The organism is Glutamicibacter sp. ZJUTW (genome assembly GCF_008370855.1).
GTDB lineage: Bacteria > Actinomycetota > Actinomycetes > Actinomycetales > Micrococcaceae > Glutamicibacter > Glutamicibacter nicotianae.
The window spans coordinates 3,066,602-3,091,765 of the sequence record NZ_CP043624.1 but is presented as its reverse complement, the minus strand read 5'-3'; the positions used below and the strand labels follow the sequence as shown (position 1 = coordinate 3,091,765).

26 protein-coding genes are annotated in these 25,164 nt (G+C 62.9%); 14 read left to right on the top strand and 12 right to left on the bottom strand.

Annotated features, from left to right (window positions below; all coding sequences use genetic code 11):
* Positions 1 to 158: 158 nt before the first annotated feature.
* Both F0M17_RS14515 and F0M17_RS14510 read left to right on the top strand, forming a co-directional pair.
* Positions 159 to 1,355 (top strand): pyridoxal phosphate-dependent aminotransferase, encoded by a 1,197-nt coding sequence (locus F0M17_RS14515; protein WP_073706888.1) that lies wholly within the window; start codon positions 159 to 161, stop codon positions 1,353 to 1,355.
* Between the two features lie 105 nt (positions 1,356 to 1,460).
* Complete coding sequence (locus tag F0M17_RS14510) at positions 1,461 to 1,817, top strand: DUF2695 domain-containing protein (RefSeq protein ID WP_066141960.1); 357 nt, start codon at positions 1,461 to 1,463, stop codon at positions 1,815 to 1,817.
* 3 nt (positions 1,818 to 1,820) lie between these two features.
* Here F0M17_RS14510 and F0M17_RS14505 read toward each other — a convergent pair whose 3' ends face one another.
* Together F0M17_RS14505 and F0M17_RS14500 are read right to left on the bottom strand one after the other, a co-directional pair.
* Complete coding sequence (locus F0M17_RS14505; protein ID WP_369826776.1) at positions 1,821 to 2,495, bottom strand: DedA family protein; 675 nt, start codon at positions 2,493 to 2,495, stop codon at positions 1,821 to 1,823.
* Positions 2,496 to 2,535: 40 nt separating this feature from the next.
* Positions 2,536 to 2,781: a hypothetical protein gene (locus F0M17_RS14500; protein ID WP_073706887.1), complete on the bottom strand. Its 246-nt coding sequence runs from the start codon at positions 2,779 to 2,781 to the stop codon at positions 2,536 to 2,538.
* Positions 2,782 to 2,840: 59 nt separating this feature from the next.
* On the opposite strand from F0M17_RS14500, the gene F0M17_RS14495 reads away from it, so the two are divergent.
* Genes F0M17_RS14495 through F0M17_RS14480 form a run of 4 tightly spaced genes read left to right on the top strand, consistent with a single transcriptional unit; the run spans position 2,841 to position 6,263 of the window.
* Positions 2,841 to 3,758, top strand: coding sequence for an ABC transporter ATP-binding protein (locus F0M17_RS14495; RefSeq protein ID WP_149597400.1), 918 nt, complete (start codon positions 2,841 to 2,843; stop codon positions 3,756 to 3,758).
* Positions 3,755 to 4,510 carry an ABC transporter gene (locus F0M17_RS14490; protein ID WP_038993179.1) on the top strand — a complete coding sequence of 252 codons (756 nt, stop codon included), beginning with the start codon at positions 3,755 to 3,757 and terminating at the stop codon, positions 4,508 to 4,510. The genes F0M17_RS14495 and F0M17_RS14490 overlap by 4 nt, the downstream gene beginning before the upstream one ends.
* Entirely contained in the window at positions 4,507 to 5,661 is a 1,155-nt protein-coding gene (locus F0M17_RS14485; protein ID WP_149597399.1) for a sensor histidine kinase, read from the top strand. The genes F0M17_RS14490 and F0M17_RS14485 overlap by 4 nt, the downstream gene beginning before the upstream one ends.
* Positions 5,658 to 6,263 carry a response regulator transcription factor gene (locus F0M17_RS14480; protein ID WP_073706883.1) on the top strand — a complete coding sequence of 202 codons (606 nt, stop codon included), beginning with the start codon at positions 5,658 to 5,660 and terminating at the stop codon, positions 6,261 to 6,263. Before F0M17_RS14485 ends, F0M17_RS14480 begins: the two co-directional genes overlap by 4 nt.
* On the opposite strand, the gene F0M17_RS14475 is transcribed toward F0M17_RS14480, so the two are convergent.
* The gene (locus tag F0M17_RS14475; protein WP_073706882.1) at positions 6,260 to 6,760 is read right to left on the bottom strand and encodes a DUF456 domain-containing protein; all 501 of its coding nucleotides are present in this window, start codon (positions 6,758 to 6,760) and stop codon (positions 6,260 to 6,262) included. The genes F0M17_RS14480 and F0M17_RS14475 overlap by 4 nt on opposite strands.
* A gap of 120 nt (positions 6,761 to 6,880) precedes the next feature.
* Here F0M17_RS14475 and F0M17_RS14470 point away from each other — a divergent pair, with 120 nt between their 5' ends.
* The gene (locus tag F0M17_RS14470; RefSeq protein ID WP_073706881.1) at positions 6,881 to 7,675 is read left to right on the top strand and encodes an enoyl-CoA hydratase/isomerase family protein; all 795 of its coding nucleotides are present in this window, start codon (positions 6,881 to 6,883) and stop codon (positions 7,673 to 7,675) included.
* 6 nt (positions 7,676 to 7,681) lie between these two features.
* Here F0M17_RS14470 and F0M17_RS14465 read toward each other — a convergent pair whose 3' ends face one another.
* Positions 7,682 to 9,241, bottom strand: a complete 1,560-nt coding sequence (locus F0M17_RS14465; RefSeq protein ID WP_073706880.1) for a long-chain fatty acid--CoA ligase — start codon at positions 9,239 to 9,241, stop codon at positions 7,682 to 7,684.
* Positions 9,242 to 9,432: 191 nt separating this feature from the next.
* On the opposite strand from F0M17_RS14465, the gene F0M17_RS14460 reads away from it, so the two are divergent.
* A complete protein-coding gene (locus F0M17_RS14460) occupies positions 9,433 to 10,203 on the top strand; it encodes a VOC family protein (protein WP_073706879.1) in 771 nt (256 codons plus the stop codon).
* Between the two features lie 10 nt (positions 10,204 to 10,213).
* Here the strand turns inward: F0M17_RS14460 and F0M17_RS14455 are convergent, their stop codons facing one another.
* The 8 genes from F0M17_RS14455 to F0M17_RS14420 all read right to left on the bottom strand — a co-directional run bounded on the left by F0M17_RS14455 (position 10,214) and on the right by F0M17_RS14420 (position 16,735).
* Positions 10,214 to 11,020, bottom strand: a complete 807-nt coding sequence (locus tag F0M17_RS14455; protein ID WP_073707231.1) for a GNAT family N-acetyltransferase — start codon at positions 11,018 to 11,020, stop codon at positions 10,214 to 10,216.
* A 191-nt stretch (positions 11,021 to 11,211) separates the two neighbouring features.
* Positions 11,212 to 12,270: an LLM class flavin-dependent oxidoreductase gene (locus F0M17_RS14450; RefSeq protein WP_073706878.1), complete on the bottom strand. Its 1,059-nt coding sequence runs from the start codon at positions 12,268 to 12,270 to the stop codon at positions 11,212 to 11,214.
* Between the two features lie 30 nt (positions 12,271 to 12,300).
* Positions 12,301 to 12,507 carry a tautomerase family protein gene (locus F0M17_RS14445; RefSeq protein ID WP_149597398.1) on the bottom strand — a complete coding sequence of 69 codons (207 nt, stop codon included), beginning with the start codon at positions 12,505 to 12,507 and terminating at the stop codon, positions 12,301 to 12,303.
* A gap of 13 nt (positions 12,508 to 12,520) precedes the next feature.
* A complete protein-coding gene (locus tag F0M17_RS14440; protein WP_073706876.1) occupies positions 12,521 to 14,005 on the bottom strand; it encodes an aldehyde dehydrogenase in 1,485 nt (494 codons plus the stop codon).
* Positions 14,002 to 14,754, bottom strand: a complete 753-nt coding sequence (locus F0M17_RS14435; protein WP_073706875.1) for an alpha/beta fold hydrolase — start codon at positions 14,752 to 14,754, stop codon at positions 14,002 to 14,004. Before F0M17_RS14435 ends, F0M17_RS14440 begins: the two co-directional genes overlap by 4 nt.
* Positions 14,755 to 14,788: 34 nt before the next feature.
* Complete coding sequence (locus F0M17_RS14430) at positions 14,789 to 15,340, bottom strand: amino acid synthesis family protein (protein ID WP_073706874.1); 552 nt, start codon at positions 15,338 to 15,340, stop codon at positions 14,789 to 14,791.
* Positions 15,337 to 16,005, bottom strand: a complete 669-nt coding sequence (locus F0M17_RS14425) for an amino acid synthesis family protein (RefSeq protein ID WP_084084077.1) — start codon at positions 16,003 to 16,005, stop codon at positions 15,337 to 15,339. Before F0M17_RS14425 ends, F0M17_RS14430 begins: the two co-directional genes overlap by 4 nt.
* A 31-nt stretch (positions 16,006 to 16,036) precedes the next feature.
* Positions 16,037 to 16,735 (bottom strand): GntR family transcriptional regulator, encoded by a 699-nt coding sequence (locus F0M17_RS14420; RefSeq protein WP_141356368.1) that lies wholly within the window; start codon positions 16,733 to 16,735, stop codon positions 16,037 to 16,039.
* A gap of 128 nt (positions 16,736 to 16,863) precedes the next feature.
* Here F0M17_RS14420 and F0M17_RS14415 point away from each other — a divergent pair, with 128 nt between their 5' ends.
* The 6 genes from F0M17_RS14415 (at position 16,864) to F0M17_RS14390 (ending at position 25,045) form a co-directional block, all read left to right on the top strand.
* Positions 16,864 to 17,838: a flavin reductase gene (locus F0M17_RS14415; RefSeq protein WP_149597397.1), complete on the top strand. Its 975-nt coding sequence runs from the start codon at positions 16,864 to 16,866 to the stop codon at positions 17,836 to 17,838.
* Positions 17,839 to 17,882: 44 nt separating this feature from the next.
* A complete protein-coding gene (locus F0M17_RS14410) occupies positions 17,883 to 19,550 on the top strand; it encodes a BCCT family transporter (RefSeq protein ID WP_073706872.1) in 1,668 nt (555 codons plus the stop codon).
* Between the two features lie 119 nt (positions 19,551 to 19,669).
* On the top strand, positions 19,670 to 21,106 hold the full coding sequence (locus F0M17_RS14405) for a cytosine permease (protein ID WP_149597396.1): 1,437 nt from the start codon (positions 19,670 to 19,672) through the stop codon (positions 21,104 to 21,106).
* On the top strand, positions 21,106 to 21,693 hold the full coding sequence (locus tag F0M17_RS14400) for a cysteine hydrolase family protein (protein ID WP_073706870.1): 588 nt from the start codon (positions 21,106 to 21,108) through the stop codon (positions 21,691 to 21,693). Before F0M17_RS14405 ends, F0M17_RS14400 begins: the two co-directional genes overlap by 1 nt.
* 144 nt (positions 21,694 to 21,837) lie before the next feature.
* Complete coding sequence (gene fdhD, locus F0M17_RS14395; RefSeq protein WP_149597395.1) at positions 21,838 to 22,665, top strand: formate dehydrogenase accessory sulfurtransferase FdhD; 828 nt, start codon at positions 21,838 to 21,840, stop codon at positions 22,663 to 22,665.
* Positions 22,666 to 22,723: 58 nt separating this feature from the next.
* The gene (locus tag F0M17_RS14390) at positions 22,724 to 25,045 is read left to right on the top strand and encodes an FdhF/YdeP family oxidoreductase (protein WP_149597394.1); all 2,322 of its coding nucleotides are present in this window, start codon (positions 22,724 to 22,726) and stop codon (positions 25,043 to 25,045) included.
* Positions 25,046 to 25,164: the final 119 nt, after the last annotated feature.

Sequence of the window (25,164 nt, the reverse complement as noted above, 5' to 3'; positions counted from 1 at the left end):
GGGAGGCAAACGGAGGGTGAACCGGGGCAGTGAGCCTGCTCACCGGCTTCCGGTGGGCGCAATGCCACGCTGGAGCCGATAGCCTTGAAGCAGATAGCGCAGAAGGCCGCGGCGAGGATGCTGCGGTTCTTCGATGCCTGCGGAAAGAAGGATAAACAGTGCAAGCTTCCCAGCGTTCCAAGGTAGCTCCCTTTGAAGTGATGCAGATCGTTGACCAGGTCGCCACGATGCGTGCCGCGGGGCACGACGTGATCTCCTTGTGCGTCGGAGAACCCGGCGGCGGTGCGCCAGCGGCGGTCAATGAGCTGGCCGCCCAGCTGCATGCCGGGCACGCCGACTTCGGGTATACCTCCACCGCGGGCCTGCTCGAAACCCGCCAGGCTCTGTCCCGGCACTACCTCGATACCTATGGGGTGCAGATTCCGGCCAAGAACTTCGTGATGACCACCGGGTCCTCCGGAGCCTTCCAGCTCTCGTTCCTGGCGGCCTTCGACGCTGGAGACGTGGTGGCGCTGGCCCGCCCCGGCTACCCGGCCTACGCCAATATCCTCCGGGCCCTCGGGCTGGAAGTGGTGGACCTGCCCACCGGTGCGGCACAGCGTTTCCAGCCCACCGTGCAGCTGCTCGAAGCGGCCAAGAAGGAGCATGGCCGCCTGGATGGTCTGGTGATCGCCTCGCCGAATAATCCCACCGGAACCATGTTCAGCGCCCAGGAGCTCTCGGAGTTGGCCAGCTGGTGCGAAGCCAACGGCGTGCGGCTGGTCAGCGACGAAATCTACCACGGCATCGAGTTCGTCCCTGACCGCAGGGGGCACACCTCGTGGGAGTTCTCCCGTACCTCCATCGTGGTCTCCTCTTTCTCCAAATACTGGGGGATGACCGGTTGGCGTCTGGGCTGGATGATCGTGCCCGATGACCTGGTGGCCACCGTTGACGCGCTGGCTTCGAACCTGGCGCTGTGCGCTCCGGCGCCGGCGCAGCGTGCGGTGGTGGCCGCTTTCGAGCAGCGGAGCCTGGATGAGGCCAATGAGCGTGTGGCCGAGTTCGCCCGCACCCGGGCCCACGTGCTGGAGCACCTGGGCAGCCTGGGGATCAGCGAGGCGGCTCCCGCTGATGGGGCCTTCTACCTTTATGGCCGGTTGGCTCCCGAAGTCCTGGAGCTTTTCGGTTCAGCGGGCCAGTACTGCCAATCAGTCTTGGAATACGCGCATGTGGCGCTGACCCCGGGAGGCGACTTCGATCCGTTCGAAGGGCACCTGTTCATCCGCTTGTCGTTCGCTGCAGGATACGAACGAGTGACAGAAGCAGTGGAACGCGTAGCGGCATTCCTCCGCCAGAGCCTGGCAGGCAGCTAGATATCCACAGCTGGTGAGCTTGGCGCGGTGCGCGGTGCTTGAACCACAGACAGTTGAAGGCAGTAGCGAAACACTACTGCCTTCAACTGCTTTAAGGAGCCACCCATGCCCGCGGTACTCGAACCCGTCGACCATGAATGCCTTGCCTGCTTCCTCTACCGGGCCCTGAGAGCCCAAGGATGCGACGGGACCCATCTCTTCCTGCTGGCCTATCGCGACGAGAGTGCCCCGCGGGCGACCGCGGTGGAACGGAAGATGCAGCTGCTGGGCGGTTACTGCGATTGCGAAGTGCTGGCCAATGCCATCCGCCCGATCACGCGCGAGGCAAGCAACGCCTTGGAAGACGAGGTGGATCTTGTCTGCAAAGGAGTACGCCGCGGCACAACCCAACCTTGTGAACATTGGTTGATGCGCCGCGGCGTACAGTGGGGTGGCGGACAATTCCGCCGGAGAAGTGCTTGAAAATCAGTCTTCGATGGTCTTGCTCTTCGGCTTGCGGGCCTTGAGCAGTTCGACACCGATGGGGATGACCGAGATGAGGACGATCAGGATGAAGATCAGGTCGATGTTCTCTTCGATCCACGTGAACTGTCCCAGCCAGTAGCCCAGCAGGGTGACGCCGATGCCCCACAGGGCAGCGCCGATCAGGTTGTAGAAGACGAAGGTCTTGTGGTTCATCTTCGCAACGCCAGCGATCACCGGGACGAAGGTGCGGACGATTGGCACGAAGCGTGCAAGGATCACCGCGCGGCCGCCGAACTTCTCGAAGAATTCGTGGGCGCGTTCAACGTTCTGCTGCGAGAAGAAGCGGGAATCCGGCTTCTTGAAGATGGCAGGACCAGTTTTCTTGCCGATGATGTAACCGGTCTGGTCGCCGGCGAAAGCGCAGACGAAGATCGCTGCGCAGAAGAGCCACAGCGGGATGTGGATGGTGCCGGTGGCGATGAGCATGCCAACGGTGAAGAGCATCGAATCACCAGGCAGGAAGAATCCCACCAGCAAGCCGGTCTCAGCGAAGACAATGGCGCACACCAGCAGCAGAACCCATGGGCCGAGCGCAGGGTTGTTCAGGAAGACGGCAGGGTTCAACCAGTCGGGCAGGAATGCCGCGCCCATGGTCGGGGCCGCGTAATCGGTCACAAGGGAAAGAAACGAAGAATGATCTAGCACAGCAAAAATCCTACGGGAATACGCTGTGAGTTTCCCAGAGAGGAATCCGTAAAGCCTGATGCGGGATAACCCGACCACAAGGGAGGAAATCTCCAATTTGTTCGTTGACCCGGTGGATCATGGCTTTTCGCAAGGCCTGCATCATGTGGCCAGGGCGCATCGCGCAGCGGCGAGTTGCCAAGCTCACAGCAGGTTTCCGAGCAATGATCAGCATAGTTGCGTCGAGCAACTGGTATTGGTCCATGACAACGGTCATGGGCAACCCATGACTTTCTGCTCTTCTGCCTACCTGGCAAACGGAGAAAACTGGGAGTCATGGAAACGCTGACTAAAACCAATGCAGTTTCGCTCAGCGGCTTGAAGAAGACCTTCTCAACGCCGCGCAGCAAGGTCGAAGCCGTCAAGGGCATCGACCTGCAGATCCAGACCGGTCAGATCGTGGCCTTCCTAGGGCCCAACGGAGCCGGAAAGACAACAACCGTGGACATGATCCTCGGGTTGACCCAGCCCACCGAGGGATCGGCCCAGATCCTCGGCTTGGACCCGCGCCAGGCGGTGTTGGCTGGCAGGGTCTCGGCAGTGCTGCAAACCGGCGGGCTGCTGCGCGACATGACTGTCAGGGAAACGGTGTCGGTCATCGCCCACATGCATGAGCAGGCCGATCGCATCGGTGCGGTCATGGAACGCACCGGACTGGACAAGATCGCCAAGCGGCGCGTGGGCAAGTGCTCGGGCGGCGAGCAGCAGCGCATCAAGTTCGCGTTGGCGTTGCTGCCGGATCCGGATGTGCTGATCCTCGATGAGCCTACTGCAGGGATGGACGTGATGGCCCGCCGGGATTTCTGGGCCGCAATGCGCGTCGAAGCCACCGAAGGACGCACCGTCATCTTCGCCACGCACTATTTGGAAGAAGCGCAGAACTTCGCAGAACGCACCGTGCTGATGAACCACGGGCGCATCGTCGCCGACGGCGCCACCGAGGATCTGCGCAAGCTCATCTCCGGACGCACCGTCAGCGCTACTTTCCCCTCGGCCGAGCATGCCGAACGGGCCGCCGCCTCCAGCGATTCGGTGCAGGTGGCTGAACGCAATGGCTTGCGCTTCGCCTTCCGCAGCTCCGACTCCGACAGCTTCGCAGCCGCCCTGCTGACCGAGTACCAAGGCTACGACCTGGAAATTTCCTCGCCGAGCCTCGAGGACGCTTTCATCCAACTGACCAAGGACCCATCATGATGAGCACCTACATCCGCGTGGAATTCGCGCGGCACTTCCGCGATGGATACAACCTGATCTTTGCCCTCCTGCTGCCCGCGGCAATGTACATCCTGTTCGGCAGCATCCCCAGCTACACCGAGTTCGAGCTGGGAGCCGGTAATGTGAAGTTCTATCTGATGATTTCCATGGCGGCCTACGGAGCGGCAGTCAGCACCGTGGCCATCGCTGGCACCGTGGCCACCGAGACCATGCAGGGGTGGGGCCGGCAAATTTCGCTGACAAAAATGCCGCCGAGCATGTTCGTCAGCAGCAAGATGATCGTCGCGGCCACCGTTGCCGGCGCCTCGGCAGCGCTCGTCTTCGCCCTCGGCGCCGCTACCGGAGCCGAAGCGCAAGAAGGCTGGATCTGGGCCGCGAGCTACCTGATCATCCTGCTCGGTGCCATGATCTTCGCCTGTTACGGGATCGGGGTGGGCATGGCGTTCAAATCCGAATCGGCCCTGGGCCTGGCCTCGGGACTGATGGTGTTCTTCGCCTTCTTCGGCAACGTGTTCATGCCTCTGGAAGGAGGCATGCTCGACGCGGCCCGCTTCACCCCGATGTATGGCTACGTCGCGCTGGCCCGCTACCCATTGCTCAAGGACATGCCTGCCGGGGTCGATATGGCACCGGATGCGTTGTGGATCCCAACCGCTAACCTAGTGGCATGGGCACTCATCTTCGTTCTCTTCGCGGTCTTCGCCACCCGCAAGGCCAAGGCGCGCCAGTGAGCCCACGCCAGCCTGGCTCCGCGCCGGTGGACGACCCGCTCTGCGGCCTCGACGAAGACCAGAAATTCTGGGATCGCCGAGGCTGGCTGGTGGCCGGGGTCTGGGTGATCTTCCTGGTCTTCCCGGTGCTGGACCTGCTCGTCGAGGACTATTCGCTGCCCACCCGGATCATCGGCTTGGCGCTGATTGCCCTCTTCGCCGCCGTGTATTTGCAGTCCTATTCGAAATTCTCCTCGAAGATCGGGCAGGGCGGAACCAGTGCTCGCCGGGCGCACGTGAACTTCCTGGTGCTCTGCGCGATTATTGTGCTGGGCATCCCGGTCGTCGGGTTGACCACCATGGGGCTTTTCCCTTTCATCACCTCCTTCGCGATCTTCCTGCTGGGCAGGAGGTGGGCCATCGCGGCCTACTCGGCGGTGCTGGTGCTCAGCTTCGCGTTGCCAATCATCTACGGCCAGTTCATGGACGCGATCTTCCTGATCGGCCTGAACCTCGTGCTGATGGTGGTGTATGCGATCACCGTGGCGGCCATCCGGCGCTCGACCGAAGCCGAAAAGATGCGCAGCGACTACCTGCTGGTCGCCGAACAGGAACGCGTTGCCCGGGACGTGCATGATGGGATCGGCCATTCGCTCACCGCATTGAACCTGAAGGCGCAGCTGGCCCTGCGCCTGCTGGACCAGGAGCAGTACGCCCAGGCCCGCGGCGAACTGGAACAGCTCAGCGCCTTGGCCGTGGATGCGCTGGATTCGGTGCGCACCACGGTGCAGGGGCTTAGCCGCCAGGATCTGGCTGCGGAATTAGCTGAGCTGCGGCAGGCCTGCAACGACAACAACCTCGAATTCACGGTGGCCGGATCCGCCGAGCAGGTCCCGATGCAGCTGCGTTCGCATGTGGCATGGATCCTGCGCGAAGCGGTCACCAATGTGCTGCGCCATGCGCACGCCAGCAGGATCGTGCTGCAGCTGGAACCCGGACACGTCAGCATCGAAGATGACGGCGACGGGCTGCAGGCCAGCACGCCCGGGCACGGCATCCGCGGAATGCAGGAGCGTGCCAAGCAGTTCGGCGCCAGTTGCACGGTGGGGGGCTCGCGGCTGGGCGGAACCAGTGTGCAGGTAGTCTTTGCGGCAGAGGGGAACGCCCGATGATCCGGATACTCATTGCAGATGACCAGCATCTGGTGCGCGGCGCGCTGGCTGCCTTGCTGAATCTCGAAGAGGACATCGAGGTCGTTGCGCAATGCGCCGACGGAGACGAAGTTGCCGCGGCGCTGGATGCGCATCGGGCCGATATTGCATTGCTGGATGTGCAGATGCCGCGGCAGGACGGGCTGAGCACCGCGGCAGAACTGAAGGACAGCCACCCCGAGGTAAAGGTGCTGATCCTGACCACCTTTGACCGTCCCGGGTACTTCCGCCAGGCTTTCGAAGCCGGAGCTCATGGTTTCCTGGTCAAGGATTCTCCGCCTGCCGAGCTGATTGCCGCCATCCGCAGGGTCTATGGCGGGGACAAGGTGGTGGATCCGCAGCGAGCGATGCTCAGCGTGGAGAGCCGCAGCAACCCGCTGACCGGGCGCGAACGCGAGATCCTGGCCTTGGCCGCGTCCGGTGCGCCGGTCTCGCAGATCGCCTCGACGGTGCACCTGTCGGTGGGCACCGTGCGCAACCACCTGTCCAATGCGATCGGCAAGACCAGCACGGCCAACCGCATCGAGGCCGCGCGCTACGCCAGGGAGATGGGCTGGATCTAGCGCATCACGAAGTGCATGATCATGCCGATGACCCAGATGGAAGACGCCAGCAGCACGCAGCCGAATTCCACCACGATGCCCAAGCCCATGGCCTTCAGCGCAGCCCAGGATGAGCCGAACGCCCCGGAGACCTCGCGGCGGCGCACGCTTTCACCGGCGAACAGGCCCACCGCGAAACCGATGAACATGCCGACGACCGGGATGATGAACGCGCCGGCGATGGCACCGACGACCGCGAAGAGAATGGATCCCTTGGGGATCTGATGTTCCTTGAGCTTCTTGCCGGTCAGGATTGCTGAGGCCGACCAGCCCAGCAGGGCGATCGCCATGCCCAGTCCGGCCGCCCACCAGGAGGCGCCGGATCCCAGCAGCCAGCCCCAGGCCAGGAGCGTGCCGATGGTCAGCAAGGACCCGGGCAGCACCGGGAAAATAGTGCCCAACGCCGAGACGACGAGCAGCAGCCCGGCGATGATGGTGTAAATAATCTGTGCATCCACACGCCCAGTTTCGCACACGTTTCCATCGGCCCGGAGGCAAGCGGAGCGTGGAGAGGTTCCGCAGGCTGGCCGATTCGCGATAGATTGCCTAGGACGCATGATGAATCGGGGAGGATCCTGATGGGCAAGGACAATAATGCACGGGTCGGCGTAGGGATTGCCGGGTCCACCGCCGTGGTGCGGCTGGAGAATCCGGGCCAGTTCAATGCGCTCACCAAGGACATGTGCCTGCAGCTGGTGGGTGCCTTTGCCGGTCTGGCGACCAATGACGAGGTCGCTTCCATTGTGGTGCGCGGTGCCGGAGGGAACTTTTGCGCCGGGATTGCCATCGATGAAATGGACCAGGTGCTCTTCGACCGGGATGAGGACGGGGAGCTGATTAACCACTTCGATCTGCTCGACAAGATCATCATGGGCTGTCCGAAGCCGACCATTGCGGTGGTGGAAGGCAATTGCTTCGGCGGTGCCTGGCAGCTGGCTTCGGCCTGCGACATCCAGCTGGCCTCGGATAATGTGCGCATCGCGATCACCCCGGCAAGAATCGGCTTGGTGTTCCCGCGCCCGGGCATCGAGCGGCTGGTGCGTGCCGTGGGGGAGCACCGGGCCAAGTACCTGCTGCTCTCCGGAGCGGAGGTGTCCATTGCCGAAGCCGAACGCTGGGGCATGTTCACCAAGGTGGTTTCCCATGGGCAGCTCGAAGAGCAGCTGGACGCCTTGCTGGGCCAGCTGGCGGCGAACTCGCCGTATTCCATTTCGCGCACCAAGGAAGCGATCAACCTGGTGAGCGCTGGGGAAGCCACCGACAGCTGGTGGGAAACGCTGTGGGAAGAGAACGGGGCGAACGCGGACCTGGCCGAAGGCAGATCCGCGTTCCTGGCACGCCGTACCCCGGACTACAGCGGGCTGCGCAAATAGTGCCAGCTAGCGCTGCTCTGCGGTGAACTGGGCGACCAGTTCGCGCTTGAGGATTTTCCCGCTGGGACCCAGCGGGAACTCGGTGACGATCTCGATCAGCCGCGGGTACTTGTATGCGGCCATCTGCTCGCTGGCCCACGCCACCAGGTCCTGCGCGCCTAGTGTGGAGCCAGCCTCCAGGGTCACCGAGGCGGCGATCTCCTGCCCGTGGGTTTCATGCGGCACCCCGTACACGGCAGCGTTGGAAATCTCCGGGTGGGACACCAGCACCTCCTCGATTTCGCGCGGGTACACGTTGTAGCCGTTGCGCAGGATCATGTCCTTGGTCCGGTCCAGGATGCGCAGGTAGCCATCCTCGTCCTTCGTGCCCAGGTCCCCGGTGCGGAACCAGCCATCGACCACCGCTTCGGCCGTGGCCTCGGGCCGGTTCAGGTAGCCGGAGAACAGGTTATGCCCGCGGACCACCAGTTCGCCCAGCTCGCCGCGCGGCAGCAGCTGGATCTTCTCCGGGCTGGCCGGGTCCGCGATTTCCACATCCACGCCCCAGACCGGGGTGCCGACGGTGCCGGGCCGCGGCTCGACGCCCACATGGTTGAAGCAGGCCACCGGAGAGGTCTCGGTCAGCCCGTAGCCTTCGTGGATCCGCGCGCCGAAGCGCTGCTCGAAGGCGGTCAGGATGGATACCGGAAGCGACGCTCCGCCGGAAATGGCGTAGCGCAGCTTCTGGGGCGTCTCCGTGCGGTGCTTGCCTGCTTCGAGAAGGGCCACATACATGGTCGGCACCCCGAAGAAGACATCGATGCCCGCGTCCAGCAGCAGCTCCAGGGCGCCTTCGGCGGTGAACTTGGGCAGCAGCATCAGCTCGGCGCCCACCCGCAGCCCGGTATTGAGCACGCAGGTCTGGCCGAAGGTGTGGAAGAGCGGCAGCCCGCCGAAGAGCTTGTCGCCGCGGCGCAAGTCCATGGTGTTCAGCAGCGTGGTGTGGGTCTGCTCAATCAAGGCAAGGTGCGTGCCCAGGGCACCCTTGGGCTTGCCGGTGGTGCCCGAGGTATACAGGATCGTGGCCAGGTCTTCCGGGTGCCGCGGCTGGTAGGTGGCAATCGGCGTAGCCGCCCGGGCCAGGTCTTCGAGCCGGTCGGTACCCGAGTCTTCCGGCGCCAGCACGCTGAGCACCGGGACGCTTGTAGCGGTGGCTCCGGCAGCACCCTCGGCGAGCAGCGGCGCGGCACAGATCATCAGCTTGGCCTCGGAGTCCTCCAGGATGTAGGAGATTTCGCGGGCCTTGAGCAGTGCGTGCACCGGCACCACCACGGCGCCCAAGGCCAGGACCGCATAGTAGGCGCGGGCGAAGTCAGCGACATTGGGGATGAGCAGAGCCACCCGATCACCCGCCGTGATGCCGTGGGCCTGCAACGCCCCGGCATAGTTCCGCGTCTCATCCCATAGCTGCCTATAAGTTGTGCTGTGGCCATCGACGGTGATGGCGTTCAGTTCGCCGTAGCGGGCGGCCCCTTCTGCGAGAATTGCTGCCACTGAAACTGTGAGATTGGATGTGGGAACGCTCATGGTGAACTCCTCGGGTGAACCAACGATGCCTGTGTGCTGTGTCACATTAAAGCATAGTGAAACTGCGGTTCATCGCAAGGCATCCAGTTCCGTAATATCTTGGGTGGCAGCAAATTTTCCGTTGCTGATCTGGATGGAAAGGACATAGACTCAGCCCAAGCGAGCTGGATGAATTGTGGAATGGGGAAGCGATGCCGGCACCAAGGGATCCACGAGCCGAACCCTGCTGGGTCGATCTGCTCACCAGCGACATGGAAGGCTCCGCCCAGTTCTATGCGCAGCTATTCGGATGGGAAATGCGCCGGAACGCGCCAGATACAGACGAAGGATATGCCGAGGTCTATCTCAACGGGTCGATGGTCACCGACTTCATTGCCAATGACCCGGACTCCGAGGTTCCGGACTGCTGGACCACCTACCTGAATGTCACCGATGTGCACGCTGCCGCCTACGCCACCAAGCTGCACGGCGGCAAGGTCTATCTCAAGCCCATCGAGGTTCCCGGACAGGGAACCATGGCCATCATCGGGGATCCAGCCGGCACCGGCGTGGGACTCTTCCAAGCCTTCGCGCCAGCGGGAACGGCCACGAGCCGTGCACCGGGCACACGGATCTGGAATGAACTGCACACCAAGCACTTCGAGCCGGTGGCCCGCTTCTACCGCGAGGCCCTGGGCTGGAACTTGTCCCCGGTCTCGGACACGGACGAGTTCCGCTACCACACCTATGGCCAAGGGCCCGAGGCGGTGGCGGGCATCTTCGACATTTCCGGCTACCCGGACTCGAAGTCCGGCTGGCGCGCCTACTTCGCGGTGGCGGACACCGATGAAACCGTGGCGCTCGCCGAGCGGCTCGGCGGCACGGTTATCCATGAACCGCATGACTCCTACTTCGGCCGCATGGCAGTGCTCGGCGATGTCACCGGAGCCGAATTCGCGGTCATCTGCCCGCCGAAAGGCTAGCTGGAAGCGGCTAGCTTCCGGTTGCCGCGCGCTTCCAAATGTAAGGGGTCGTGGTGGAAACCTTGACCAGGCCCTGGCGTTCAAGGATCGGACGGGAATACTCTGTGCTGTCGCTGTGCACGTACTTGCAGCCCATGGCGATCGCGCTGCGTGCCCGGGCATCAACCAGGGCCCGGTAGACACCTCGTCCGCGGTATTCAGGCAGCACGCCGCCTCCCCAGAGGCCTGCGAATTCGGTGCCGGCCACCGGCTCCAGACGGCCCGCACCCGCCATTCGCCCCTCCAGCCAGGCGACCCACAGTTCCATGCCGTCATTGCGTCCCATGCGTGAAATCAGGGCTTGGGCGGTGGCTGGGTCGTAGGGTTCGCCGAAGGCCTGGTTGACCATGCGGCACATTTCCTCAATTTCTTCTGCAGCGCTCACACGCCGTAGTTCCAGCCCGGCCGGACCGGGGTCGCCACTGAGCAATGCCTGCAGCGGTCCGATCATGATTGATTCGCCCTCCTCGGCATTGAATCCCAATGCTTGCAAGCGCTCGGGCAGGCCGGGTGCATGGTCGTGTCCGCGGGTCTTGAATTCCACCTCGGTGATCCGCGGCTGCGCCGCGAAATGCTCCAGTGCTGCTCCAGCCAGCTGGGCCAAGGTCTGCGGTTCATTCCCGCTGAAGTGCGGATAGGTGATGAATCCGCGCCCATTGGCGTAGGAGGCCAAGCGCAGCGGACCGAGCCGGGTAATGGACTGGGCACCTGGCGTCTCGGCCTCGGTGCGCAGCTGCTCGTCGTAGAGCCTGAGGAAGCGGTCGCGGTCGGTATCCATCTGCATAGTTTACGGCCGCTGCCCCTCCACTTTGCCTCCTCCGGTCAACGATGCCACTGATGGGGAGGAAAGCAACAGTCGGGGCCAAGACATGTTTCGCGAGTCGAGCTCCGCCGAGCAATCAAGGATCTGGAGCCTGACGGCGAAGGCCGCCGGCTCCGGAGAACCGGATGCACGGCGGCCGTGGGTCGTTACAGCGCTGGCTGCTTCGCGAAATGCGGCACGACTTCGTCGATGAACAGCTGCAGCGAGCGCTTCTTCTCCTCGTGGCTCAGCGCGTTGTCGCTCCAGAAGCTGTATTCGCTGACGCCCAGCTCCTCATAGTGGCGAAGGCGCTCGATAACCACGTCCGGGGTGCCGATCATTGCGGTGCGATGCAGGGACTCGGGCGTGAATTCCTCGCGTCCGGCGAACTTCTCCTCTGGGCTCGGATCGATGAAACCGTTGAGAGGCTCCACCTTGTTGCCGAAGACCGCATCGAAGGTGCGGTAGAACTTGTTGATGCCTTCGGCCGCCGGGCGCCAGGCTTCCGGCTCGTCAGCGGAGTGCAGGTACGTGTGGCGAAGCACCATGATGTCGGGGCGCTGCTGCACCTCGGGGTGGGCCGCGATGGCCGTCTCGTACTTCTCGACCAATGACTCGACTTCTTCGTCGCCCTTCATCAGCGGGGTCACCATGACATGGCACCCGTTGGCCACAGCGTAGTCGTGCGACTCGGGGCTGCGGGCGGCAACCCAGACGGGGATCTGCTTCTGCGCGGGCTTCGGGACCGAGGTGGAGATCGGGAACTGCCAGACCTCGCCGTCATGGGCGTAGTCTCCCTCCCACAGCTTCTTGACTGCCGGGATGAGCTCCTGCATGGAGGCTCCGCCGTCAGTGGCCGTCATGCCATCGGTCATGCGATCGAACTCGAACTGGTAGGCTCCGCGTGCCACGCCCAGTTCGGCACGGCCATTGCTGATGACGTCGAGCAGCGCGAGTTCGCCGGCTGCACGGATCGGGTTCCAGAAGGGAGCGATGATGGTGCCGGCTCCGAGCCGGATGGTGGAGGTCCGGGCAGCCAGGTATGCCAGCTGCGGAATCGGGTTCGGGGAGACGGTGTACTCCATGGAGTGGTGCTCGCCGATCCAGACGGTGGAGAAGCCTCCGGCTTCGGCCATTTGCGTCAGCTCGACGAGATTCTCGAAATGCTGTGCGTGGCTGATCGAGTCGTCATAGCGTTCCATGTGGATGAACAGTGAAAAGCGCATGCCTATCCTTCTTTCGGTGCTCTGCTGCCCTTAGGCAGTTGCCTGGCTGTTATTGCGTTCGGCGATGGTTTGGTTGGTCCGGGACCAGTGCTCATGCTCGATTTCGCGCACGATGACCGTGATGTTCTCTGGTGCGGCATCTACGGTGTCTTCGGCCGCTTGGTGCAGCGCGGAGATCAGGGCGCGCAATTGCTGCGGGCTGCGGCCCTTGGCGATGGAAACGTCAATCAATGGCATGGGTGCCCCTTCCTTATCCGCGCATCACAAACGGATCCGCGACGGGGGATTCGTCGGTGTTGATCCATACGCTCTTGAGGCGGGTGTACTCGTTCATGGATTCGATGCCGTGCTCGATGCCGACGCCCGAGTTCTTGAATCCCTGGCGCGGGGACATCGGAGACATCGCCCGGTAGGTGTTCACCCAGATCGTTCCGGCATCCAGCTTTCGGGCCATGCGGTGGGCACGGGCCAGGTTCTGCGTCCATACGCCAGCGGCCAGACCGTAGTCGGTGTCGTTGGCCATGGCCAGCAGCTCGTCTTCGTGCTCGAAAGGCATGATCGCTGCCACCGGACCGAAGATCTCCTCGCGGACCACGCGCATGTCGTTGTTCACGTCGGTGAGCACGGTGGGGGAGAAATAGTAGCCCGGAAGGTCCATGCCTTCGGGGCGGGCGCCGCCGGCCAGCACCTTGGCACCCTCGTCTGCGCCGATCTTCACATAGGAAGCGACCTTCTCCAGCTGGTCGGCGAAGGCCAGCGGGCCCAGCTCGGTGGAATCCGCCAGCGGGTCTCCGATGATGATGGACTTGGCACGTTCTGTGACCCGTTCCAGCAGCTCGTCGTAGACCGACTTGTGGGCGAAAACCCGGCTGCCGGCAATGCAGGTCTGGCCGGCAGCGGCGTAGATGCCTGCCACCACGCCCATGGCCGCGTTGGCGACGTTGGCATCGTCGAAGACGATATTCGGGCTCTTCCCGCCCAGTTCCAGGGTGCAGCCGATGAAGCGGCTGGCCGCCTGGGCGGCGATCGAGGAGCCGGTGGCGGTGGAACCGGTGAAGGAGATCTTGGCCAGCAACGGGTGGGCCACTAGTGCGGCTCCAGCCTCGGCTCCGAAACCGGTGACCACGTTGATGACGCCCGGAGGGAATCCGGCTTGGTCGGCCAGCTCGGCCAGCAGCAGCACCGTGCGCGAGGTGTATTCGCTGGGCTTGATCACCACGGTGTTGCCGGCGGCCAGTGCCGGGGCGATCTTGGATGTGGTCAGAGTCAGCGGCGAGTTCCACGGGGTGATGGCACCAACCACGCCCAGCGCCTCGCGCTGGGTGTAGTTCAGGATCGCCGGGTTCATGCTCGGGATCTGGGAGCCCTGCACCTTGTCGGCCAGCCCGGCATAGTAGTAGAGGTATTCGGGCAGGGTGGCCAGCTGGCCGCGCATTTCGCGCAGCAGCTTGCCGTTGTCCAGGGATTCGTAGCGGGCCAGCTTCTCGGCATTCTCGCCGATCAGATCGCCCAACCGGCGCAGCAGGTGTCCGCGGGCGGTGGCGCTCAAGGTGCTCCACGATGGAGCGGTGAAGGCCTCGTGGGCGGCCTTGACAGCGCGGTCCACATCTTCGGCATTGCCACGGGCGGCCTCGTAGAGCTCGTCGAGAGTCGCCGGGTTGGTGCTGGTGAAGAAACGATCTTCGCTGGGAGCGACGTGCTCGCCGTTGATGAAATGCATGTATCGCTCGCTCATGCCTGTTTCCCTTCGTTATCGCTGAAAAAACTGTTCAATTCCGTGGCCAAGGCCTGTGGATTCTCCACCGGGAGCATGTGCCGTGCTCCGGGGATGATGCGCAGCCGCCCCTGCGGTACGGCGGCAATCAGCCGGCGGGACATCTGCGGGGTCGAGCCGGGATCCAGCTCGCCAGTGATGGCCAGCGTCGGCTGCTTGATCGCCCCGAGCTCGCCGGCAATCTCCCGGTCGCCCCGGGCGAAGACCGCGTAGGCGTGCAGGTAGGATTCGAGGTCGTTACCGGCCATGGTTTGCCGCGTAGCCTCGATGAGCTCCGGATCCACGGTGGTGGACGGCGCCGGGAACCAGCGTTCGATGGCCCGGTCCACTCCCTGGGAGAAGTTCGTGCCGGCGGTAGCCAGGCGTTCCTCCACTGCGGCGGACTCTTCGCTGGTGCGCTTGCATACGGAGTTCACCGCGGACAAGGTCAGCACGCGTTCGGGAGCGAAGCGCGCAAGGTGCTGGGCAACCAGCGCACCGAGGGAGAATCCCACAAGGTGCACCGGCTCCCGGATTTCGATCCGTGCGAGCACATCGGAGGCCAGGCTCGCCAGGCTCTGCTCGCCTCGCAAGGGCGGGCGCAAACCATGCCCTGGCAGATCCAGTGCCACCGATTCGCGTCCCAGCTGCTCGCGCAGGGGCTTCCACATGGTCCGGTCCAATCCGACTCCATGCAGGAGGACAACCATTGGCTGGTTGGTGCTTGTCATGCGTGCTTCGCTCCGTTCCGGCTGATGCGTCCTGCTACTGTTCGGTGGACAGCGGGGCCAGGCGCTGCTGCGGGCGGCCAGTGGTGGAACCGGCCAGCGCAATCAGGATTTCGCCGGCATGGGGAGCATCGGCGATCCGTGCCTCGATGCTCTGGTGGTGCGAACGGATCGTGGCGTCGGTGAAGTGCTTGAGCGGGATGTCGAACTGCACCCCGGCCGGTCCGCGCTTTTCCACGGCCGGCAGCAAGGTGGTGGCGTTGGCCGCGTCGCGGAAGTGGTTGCCGAATTTCAGGGTGTGGATCAGGGCCGAACCATGTTCGATTTCACCGTCCAGGCCCACGATGGCTGCTTTGCCGTAGGCCTCCAGCGGGGCGCCCAGCGCTTCGATTACGCGGGGAGCCAGCAGGGCGCCCAGATCCGAGGCGACCTTGTCGATGCCTTCGGTCAGGTCTTCCACGAAGCCCTGGCCTGCCCAGGGATTGTCGAAGACGGCGGCCACAATGACCACCTTTGCCGCCGGCTCGACTGGACGGCCGCCTTCGGAAGCGGTTTCCTCGACGATGGTGACAAGCTTGCGGTAGTTCATAGTTGGATTCCCTTCAGGATTTCGGAGGTGATGACTTGGTCGGTGGTGCGGTCGCCGATGCGGGCGTGCGGACGCGGGCCGGTAGATGCCGCGGCGATCACGGCGATCTCCCCGGCATGCGGGGCGTCGGGCAACGACAGCTCCAGGGTCTGGTAGTGGGTTCGGGTGGCTGCTGCGGTCTTGTGCCACATCGGTACGCGCAGCGACTCACCGGGAACGCCTCGGCCATCGACAAAGCAGATGATCGAGGTGCCCCCGAGAGCTTCGCGCAGCAGGTTGCCGAAGAAAGGAGTGTGGATCAGCGCGCCGGCGTGCTCCAATTCCCCATCGCTGCCCACCAAAGCGGCCTTGCCGAAAGCTTCGACCTTCTCGGCTCCGCCCAAGGCATGGAGCAGGCGATCCGAGAGCAGCTTGGCCAGCAAAGGAGCGATGGCTTCGGTCCGCTTGGACAAGTCCTGCGACGTTCCGGTGCCCAGCCATGGATTGGGGATTACAGCGGTGGCCGTCGCACGGGTGATGGCCCCCAGTTCGTGGTGGGGAAGTTCTTCCACCGTGCACGAGATCTTGCGCAAGCCGATGGCCCGGGCCAAGTCCTCGTAGGCATCGAGCGTTGATCTGTTGCTCAAATCGATGAGCTGGGACGGCTGGGCCAGTGGAGAATTCATCTGGTTATTCCTTTGCAAGGCTATTGTGGGGCTAACCCGGTTGTTCTTCGTCTTCTTCTTTCATTGCGGCCAGGGCAGCCGACTGGCTTGATGCTGCAACATGCCTGCGCATCACAAGTTCTGCGGCCAATGGATCCTTGGAGCTGATGGCGTCGATGATTGCCTGGTGCTCGTCTTTCGAATTCTGCAAGCGCCCAGGCAAGCTCAGGGTCTGCGAAACAATGCGATGGTAGGCCAGCTGGTTCATCAGCAGGTCATAGTGCTCGGATAACTTCCTGTTGTCGGCTCCTGCTACCAAGGTGCTGTGGAATTCATGGACCAATTGCGAATAGAGTTCGGCGTCGCCGCGTTCGACGGCCTGCTGGCTGCGTGCAACGTTTTCCTTGAGCTGGTCCAGTTCAGGTACGGCCCCGCGCCTGGCCAGCAAGCCAGCGGCCAATCCCTCAAAGGCTTCCTTGAGCGAAAACATCTCGTGGATTTCGCGCTGGGTAGGCTTCCTGACGAAAGTTCCGACCCGCGCTCGCACCTCAACCAAGCCCTCGCGCTCCAGCTGCTTCAAAGCTTCCCGGATCGGAGTGCGGCTGACCTCGAAATCTTGCGCGAGGGCAGTCTCCGCCAATAGGTCCCCGGGTTGGACAACTCCGGTGACGATCATCTGACGGAGCCTGCCGAGCAGCGGCGTCTCCGGGTTGCTTCTGGCTTTTGATTCCACGATTGAACTCTCTTGCATACAAGAACTCTATCCATAGATACCCTTGTATGCAACAGAAACTTAGTCGATCGGCATGAAATCGCTAAATTAAAGAGAATTTTTTGAAATGTGTTGACTCCATCACAACCTTTGCTAGCATTTCTTGCATGCAACAAATTGTAAATTCACTCCAGCCTGTCAAGGAATCGCTCGTCAATGCTTGGGAAGCGGCTTGGGACCGAGGGCAGGTCGAAGCCCTGGACGAGATCTTCCACGCGGACTTCCGGAGAATCAGCAACAAATCCAAGAACGTCGCCACCATTGGCGAACTGAAGCAGGAGATCCTGTCCGTTCGGGATGCTTTCCCGGATCTGGTGACAAGAATCGACCACCTGCTCGTTGATGAGCAGGAGCAGTCCATCGCGATTTTCTGGCACACCACCGGGACCTTCATCAACGATCTGCAGGGAGTGCCGGCTACTGGCAACACCGTGGAAACCCGTGGTTCCAACCTGATGAAGATCCAGGATGGAAAGATCATCTCCGAGCAGGTGACGTGGGACCAGAGCGAGCTGCTGGAAGATGTGGGAGTCCCTTCGCTCAAGTCCGCATTCGAACCTGCCGGCGAAGGCGTGGTCGTGGATGATTTGAGCGGGGTGCCGAACCTCGACGCACTCAAGGGATTCAACCGCCAGTTCGTTACCGGCGTGACCGTCGTGACCACCATGGACGAGCAGGGCAAGCCCCGCGGGCTTGCCGCGAATTCCTACGTGTCCGTTTCGCTGGAGCCGCCGCTGGTGCTCGTTTGCGTGCAGAAGACCACCAGCACCTATGCGTCGCTGTTCAAATCCACCCATCTGGGCATCAACATCATGAGCAACGGACAGCGCGACACCGTGGGCACGTTCGCAGCCAAGGGCGATGACAAGTTCGCCAACCTCGAATGGCACCAAGGCCCGAACGGCAGCCCGCTGATCGACGGTTCGGCCGCGTCCATCGAAGCCGAAATCAAGGAGCGCTTCCAGGCCAAGACCCATACCGTATTCATCGCCAAGGTCAAGCATTCCGAGGTCGCCCAGCTTGAGCCGATGGTCTACAAAGCCGGCCGGTTCTACGACGGCGCCGAATTGACCGCGCTGTAGCCCGGCGCTGGCAGAATCCTCCAAGACAACGAAGTGTGAGAGCCATGAAAACCGAAACCAACGAAATGCAGGGCAATGGGCCACGCGGAGGGCCTACGCTCACCGGCGGCAAATTGCGCCGGGCTGCGGACAAGAACGAAGCGAAACAGGTCTACAAGCAGCTCCAGCGCCCAGGCAGCGTCCTCTTCCTTTCGCTGGCCCTGGTCGTGGTCTTCGTGCTGTGGGCGGCTTTTGCACCGGAGCGGCTCAATACACTGATGTCCGGGGCGTCCAGCTGGTCGGCGCAGTACATTGGCTGGAGCTACCTGCTGGTGACTCTCGGCTGCATCGTGCTGATGCTGTTCCTGGCCTTTTCGCGCTACGGGGGCATCAGGCTGGGCAAGGACGCGGACCGGCCTGAATTCTCCACTTGGGCATGGATCGCGATGATCCTCGGTGCTGTGATGGGCATCGGGCTGATCAGCTATGGGGCTGCTGAGCCGATGAGCCACTTCATGGTGCCGCCGCATGGCCGGGCCGAGCCGGAAACCATGGATGCCGCAGTTCTGGCCTTGCAATTCTCATACTTCGACTGGGGACCAAATGCCTGGGCGCTGTTCGGCGTATTTGGCCTTGCCATTGCCTATTCGACACACCGCCGGGGCAATTCGGGCCTCGTCTCGGTGATGCTCAGGCCTATCCTCGGAAAGTCGATGGACGGATGGTTGGGGAAAATCATTGACGTGTTCACCGTGCTTGCGACGCTCTTCGGCACGACCACTTCCCTGGGGTTGGGTGCTTCGCAGATCGCCGAGGGGCTGAACAGCCTGATCGGGATTCCCACGGATTTGTTCGTCAAGATCGTGATCATCGCCGGCGTGACCATCGTCTTCACCCTCTCGGCGCTCTCCGGCGTGGGCAAAGGCATCAAATGGCTCAGCCAGGGCACGATGATCGGTGCCGCCGCTATTGGCGTCTTCGTCCTGGTATCCGGCCCCACCGGATTCATCTCCAACATCTATTTCCGTTCCATGGGGCAGTTCCTGGGCGAATTCCCGGCCGTGGCGCTGTTGACGCCCTCGGGAGCGGAGGACTTGCAGTGGATGCAATGGTGGACCTACTTCATGATGGCCTGGTGGCTGAGCTGGGGTGCTTTCGTCGGCATCTTCCTGGCGCGCATCTCAAAGGGCCGGACCATCCGTGAGTTCGTTTTTGCGGTCATGGGTGTCCCGTCGCTGGTCTTCAGCGTGTGGTTCAGCATCTTCGGCGGCACCTCGATCCACCAGGAGATGAACGGCAGCTCCGGCATCGGCCAGGCGACGCTGGAGGACACCAACAGCACTTTCTTCGCCATGCTGGCCGAGTTGCCGATACCAGAAGTGACCTCGGCCTTCACGGTAATCCTCGTGGTGCTGTTCTTCATCACCGGTGCTGATTCCAATACCTATGTGCTGGGCACGCTGACCTCCGGCGGAAACATGTACCCCAAGCGCCCGGTCCTGGTGGTCTGGGGACTGCTCACCGGCGTCTGCGCGATCGTGCTGCTGCTCGTGGGTGGGCTCGAAGCGCTTCAACAGGCGGCCATCCTCTCCGCGGTGCCGTTCACAGCGATTGTGACGCTGCTGGGGATGTCGCTGATGAAGGAGTTGCGCTGCGACACGCGCCTGCCGGCAGTGACCGTTCCACAGGCTACCGCTGATCAGCGAGAAGCAACGACTGCATCCGCCCGATAGGCACAAGGCTCGGCGTAGTCCGTGCCAGCAGTAACTACCGGCTCAATGCACGCCGAAAGCGGCGATTTTGGCAGACATGGGGTCTGTCGCGCCGAACACACTCGAGAAATGGAAATACGATGTTAGAGCAGGATAATCCCACGCCAGCTTACGGTGCGTCGCTGACCAAAGCGGAACCCTACGCAACTGAGCAGATTCCGGATGCCGAACGGCATGGGCATCCCCGCAGCCAGTTCACGCTGTGGTTCGCGGCCAACATGGTCCTGGCGGTCATGGTCTCGGGCTTCTTCTCCTCGCTCTTCGGGCTTTCCGTGGCCCAAGGGTTGAGCGCGGTCGCAGTAGGCACCTTGCTGGGCGTGGTGGTTATGGGCGTGTTGGCAGGAATCGGTACGAAGCTCGGTGTGCCTCAACAGGTCCAAGGGCGTGGGCCGATGGGTTTCTACGGCAACTTCCTGCCCATCACCTTGCTTACTATCGTGTCCGCCATCGGTTGGACGGCTGTAAATACCGTTTTCGCCGTCATTGCCTTGCAGATGCTGGTCAATGTCCCCTTTACGCTAGCAGCAGTGGCCATTTTCGCGGTGCAATCGGTCTTCGCCATCTGGGGACATAATCTCGTGCATCTGGTGAACAAGATCGCCACGGTCGTGCTGACCGTCCTCTTCGTCATCATCTCGGTCCTGTCACTGGGCCGAGCGGACTTTTCCGTGGGGATCGATACCAGCGCGCCGCTGTACATGGGTGGCATGGGTGGTTGGGTCACCTTTGCAGGATTCTTCTTCGCCTATGTGATGACTTGGACCCCATTCGCTTCTGACTTCTCGCGCTACCTGCCGCGCAGCACCTCACATGCCAAAGTCGTGGGATACACCGCTGCCGGCAGCTTCATCGCCATGGCTTGGCTGGGCAGCATCGGCGTGCTGGTTTCAAGTTTCGCCGGAGAACTGGACGCCATTCCGGCCTTGGCTGAACTAACGGGTTCTTGGGCTCCGGTCGCCATGCTCACTGTGGTACTTTCCACGATTCCAGTCAGCGCCATGAATCTCTACGGCGGATCCCTGTCGCTGCTGACCGTCAAAATCCCGGTTAGCCGCATCGTTGGAGTGATCATCGTGGCTGTGGCTAGTCTGGGGATGACATTGCTGATGCAGACCAATCCGTACGGCGGATTCTATGACTTCTTGTCTTTGCTTGCCTATCTGGTCGTCCCCTTCAGCGCTGTGCTGTTGCTGGATTATTACCTGCGCATGCGCAAGAATATCGCTTCTTCGGTCGCGGAACTTTTCAATACCGGCCGCCGCGTTGAATGGGGCTTCTTCGCCTGGATTATTGGTTGCCTGGTGTCAAGTCTATTCTGGAACACCAGCCTCATTGTGGGTCCGTTCGCATCGACCTCGGCCTTATTCGGGGATCTCGGATTCGTCGCCGGTATTGTGGCTGCCACGGTCGCCTACATGGCAATGTGTAGGTTAGCCCCGCTGCCGGGGATGCGTGCAACAGAGCGTCCGGGGATCAGCGAATTGCGTGTTGACCTAGAGAAAAAAGTGAATAAATAATGACAGCGGTACCGTTCTCGATACCCGTCGCTTCTGCAGCGCTGGTGCTCATCGACATGCAGCGAATTTTCCAGGATCCTGAAAGCCAATGGTTCGTTGCGAACTACGACCAGGCGGCGGCGCAGGTTGCGCGGTTGCGCACGAAGTTCGACGACGCAATCTGGACGCGCTTCGTCAGGGATGCCAGAGAGCAGGGGGCGTGGCAAGACTACTACGATCGCTGGGATCAATGCCGCCAAGGCCCTGACTCCCCGCAATGGGACCTCACTCTTAAACCTCAGCCCGATGACGGGATCTTGAGCTTGCCGACCTTCTCCAAATGGGGTCACCAGCTGGCCGAACTCACCTCGAGCAGCGAGCACCTGGTCATTGCAGGCGTGGCTACTGACTGTTGCGTCTTGGCGACCGTACTTGGGGCTGTGGATGCCGGAAAGCGCGTCACAGTGGTCACCGATGCTTGCGCTGGCGCTACCCATGCTGCCCACCAGCAGGCATTGGGGCTCATGGAGTTGCTGAACCCCATGGTTCAAACCGTCTCGGTCGAGCAGGTTGAAGCGTTGTTGCAAGCAGAGAAAGCCACGATGTAGTTCCCTTGGATTCTGCGTAAGCGTTTAGGGACCAGAGGAGGGGCGACGGGCCCGGTGCGACTTACGGCCGCCGCACTTCCGCTTTGCCTCCTATGGCCAAGGGTGCCACACTCAGGGGAGAAGAGCAGCAGGCAGGAGAAGCACATGGGCCGCAAGATCGCGCGCCGCCGCATCGTCAGGGCAACGCTGGAGGGTTCGCGCGTCCGCGAGGAGAAGCTGGCCGGCGAGGAGCCGCTGGAGATCCGCTTCGGCCACACCTCCTACACCACCTCCATGCGCACGCCGGGCCACGACTTCGACATGGTCACCGGCTTCCTGGTGGGCGAGGGCATCATTTCCGCCCCCGAGCACTTGGCCTCCCTGCGCTATTGCGCCGGCACCGACGAAGCGGGCAACCAGACCTACAACGTCATCGAGGTGCAGCTGGGTCCGGGAGCAAAGCATCCCGATCTGCTGGCCGCCCGCAATGTGGTCACCAGTTCCGCCTGCGGGATCTGCGGGACCAATTCCATCGACGAGGTGCGCAAGAAAGCCGCCTTCGCGCCGGCTCCGGACGCCGGGCAGGTGGAGCTGGAAACCCTGCTGGGCCTGCCCGACACCCTGCGCGAATCGCAGCAGCTGTTCTCCGCCACCGGGGGAGTGCACGCGGCCGGGTTGTTCTCCGCCTCCGGGGAGCTGCTGATCCTGCGCGAGGACGTAGGGCGTCATAATGCGGTGGACAAGGTCATCGGGGCTGCCCTGCGCGAGGGGTTGCTGCCGCTGGGTGACGCCGTGCTGCAGGTTTCCGGACGCGCCTCCTTCGAGCTGGTGCAGAAGGCCGCGATGGCCGGAATTCCGGTGCTGGCGGCGGTCGGCGCGCCCTCGTCGCTGGCCGCGGATTTGGCCGAGGAATCAGGCCTGACGCTCGCCGCGTTCTCCCGCGGACGCAGCGTGAATATTTATACACATGCGCATCGGGTGATCACAGCGTAGCCTTGTAATATGTGAGCTGGATATCAGTTCCGCGCGCGCCACCAACCAGGAGGGTCTCATGCATCGCTCGGCACCCAAGAAAGACATCAATGAAGATGAGCTGAAGGTCAGCGAACCAAAGCACGCCGCCGCCGGCCTCAAAGCCGTGATGGTGTCCATGGAGCGCGGTTTCGCCGAAGCCGGCCCGTCGCGCACCCTTCGCTCGATGCTGCGCGTCAACCAGCACGACGGTTTCGACTGCCCGGGCTGCGCCTGGCCCGAATCCATCACCGGCAAGCGCAAGCCCGCCGAATTCTGCGAGAACGGCGCCAAGGCCATCGCCGAGGAAGCCAGCGCCCGCACCGTCACCCCGGAATGGTTCGCGCAGCACTCCATCGAGGACTTGCGCGACAAGACCGAATACTGGCTGGGCTCGCAGGGCCGGATCACCACCCCGATGATCATCCGCGAAGGGGACACCCACTACTCGCCGATCAGCTGGGCCGAGGCCTTCTCGACCATTGGCGCGCACGTCAATGCGACCACCCCGGACAAGTGCGTGTTCTACACCTCCGGGCGCACCGCGAACGAGACCGCGTTCATGTACCAGCTGCTGGCCCGCAGCCTGGGCACCAACAACCTGCCCGACTGCTCGAACATGTGCCACGAGTCTTCCGGAACGGCGCTGAACCCGACCATCGGCATCGGCAAGGGCACCGTGTCGCTGGAAGACTTCGAGCATACGGATCTGATCTTCGTGGTGGGGCAGAACCCCGGCACCAACCACCCGCGCATGCTCTCCGCGCTGGCCGACGCGCGCAAGCGCGGCGCCCGCGTGGTCGCGGTGAACCCGCTGCCGGAAGCCGGCTTCTTCGGCTTCAAGGACCCGCAGACCGTGGGCGGCATGCTGGGCAAGGCGGACCCGATTTCCAGCGACTTCCTGCAGATCAAGGTCGGCGGCGACCTGGCCCTGTTCCAGGCCTTCGGCCACCTGTTGCTGGAAGAAGAGAAGAAGCATCCGGGCACGGTGGTGGACCACGAGTTCATCGCCGCGGTGACCGACGGCTTCGAAGCCTACAAGGACGCGCGCGCCACCTTGGACTGGGACGCCACGGAAAAGGCCACCGGCCTGACCCGCACCCAGATCACCGAGATCGCAATGCTGCTGGCCAAGTCCAAGGCCACCATCATCTGCTGGGCGCTGGGGTTGACCCAGCAGCCGCACTCGGTGCCGACGCTGAAGGAAATCATCAACCTGCTGCTGCTCCAGGGAAACTTCGGCAAGCCCGGCGCCGGCGCCTGCCCGGTGCGCGGCCACTCGAATGTGCAGGGCGACCGCACCATGGGCATCTGGGAGAAGCCCACCGAGCAGCTGCTCACCGCCTTGGACGCCGAATTCGGCATCGAATCCCCGCGCGCCCACGGCTACGATTCCACCGAAGCGCTGCACGCCTTCGAAAAGGACGAGGTGGATGTGTTCGTGTCCATGGGCGGCAATTTCGCCCTGGCCAATTCGGACACCGAAGCCCTGGAAGCCGGCATGCAGCGCGCCAAGCTGACCGTGCACATTTCCACCAAGCCCAACCGCTCGCATGTGGTGCACGGCAAGACCTCGCTGATCCTGCCGACCCTGGGCCGCACCGACAAGGACGACAAGCACCCCACCGGTGCGCAGTTCCTTTCCGTGGAGGACTCCATGTCGGTGATCAAATCCACCCGTGGCCGGCTCACCCCGGTCTCGGAGCACCTGCTGGCCGAACCGGTAATCGTCGCGCGCATGGCCCAGGCCATCCTGGGGGATCACCACCCGGTGAACTGGCGGGCGATGGCCGAGGACTACGACGTGATCCGCGACCACATCGAACGCGTGCTGCCCGGCTTCGAGGACTTCAACCGCCGGGTGCGCGACAAGAACGGCTTCGTGCTGCCCAACCCGCCGCGCGACACCCGCTCCTTCGCCACCGATATTGGCAAGGGTCGCTTCACGGTTTCGGAATTCGAGGCCTTGGAAGCACCCGAGGGACACCTGATCCTGCAGACCATGCGCAGCCATGACCAGTACAACACCACGTTCTACGGGCTGGATGACCGCTACCGCGGAATCAAGGACGGCCGCCGCGTCATCCTGATCAACCCGGAGGACCTGGCCGAGACCGGATTCAGCGACCGCGACCTGGTGGACGTTATTTCCACCTTCGCCGGCACCGAGCGCCGGGCCAACCGTTTCCGCTTGGTGTCCTACCCGACGGCCAAGGGGTGCGTGGCTGCCTACTACCCGGAAGCCAACGCGCTGGTGCACCGCGATCTGGTGGCTCGCGAATCCAATACGCCGGGCTTCAAGGCGATGATGGTGCGCTTCGTCGAGCACACCCAGCAGCCCGGGCGCACGCTGGATAGCTGAACCAGAGGAACGCTAAGCGCTTGACGTAAGGCACCTCGCAGCCATTCGGGCCTTGCCGGTTGTCCATCGGGCGCCCCGGTACGGGAGAATTGACGGCGGGGCGCATCCGAACGCATGGG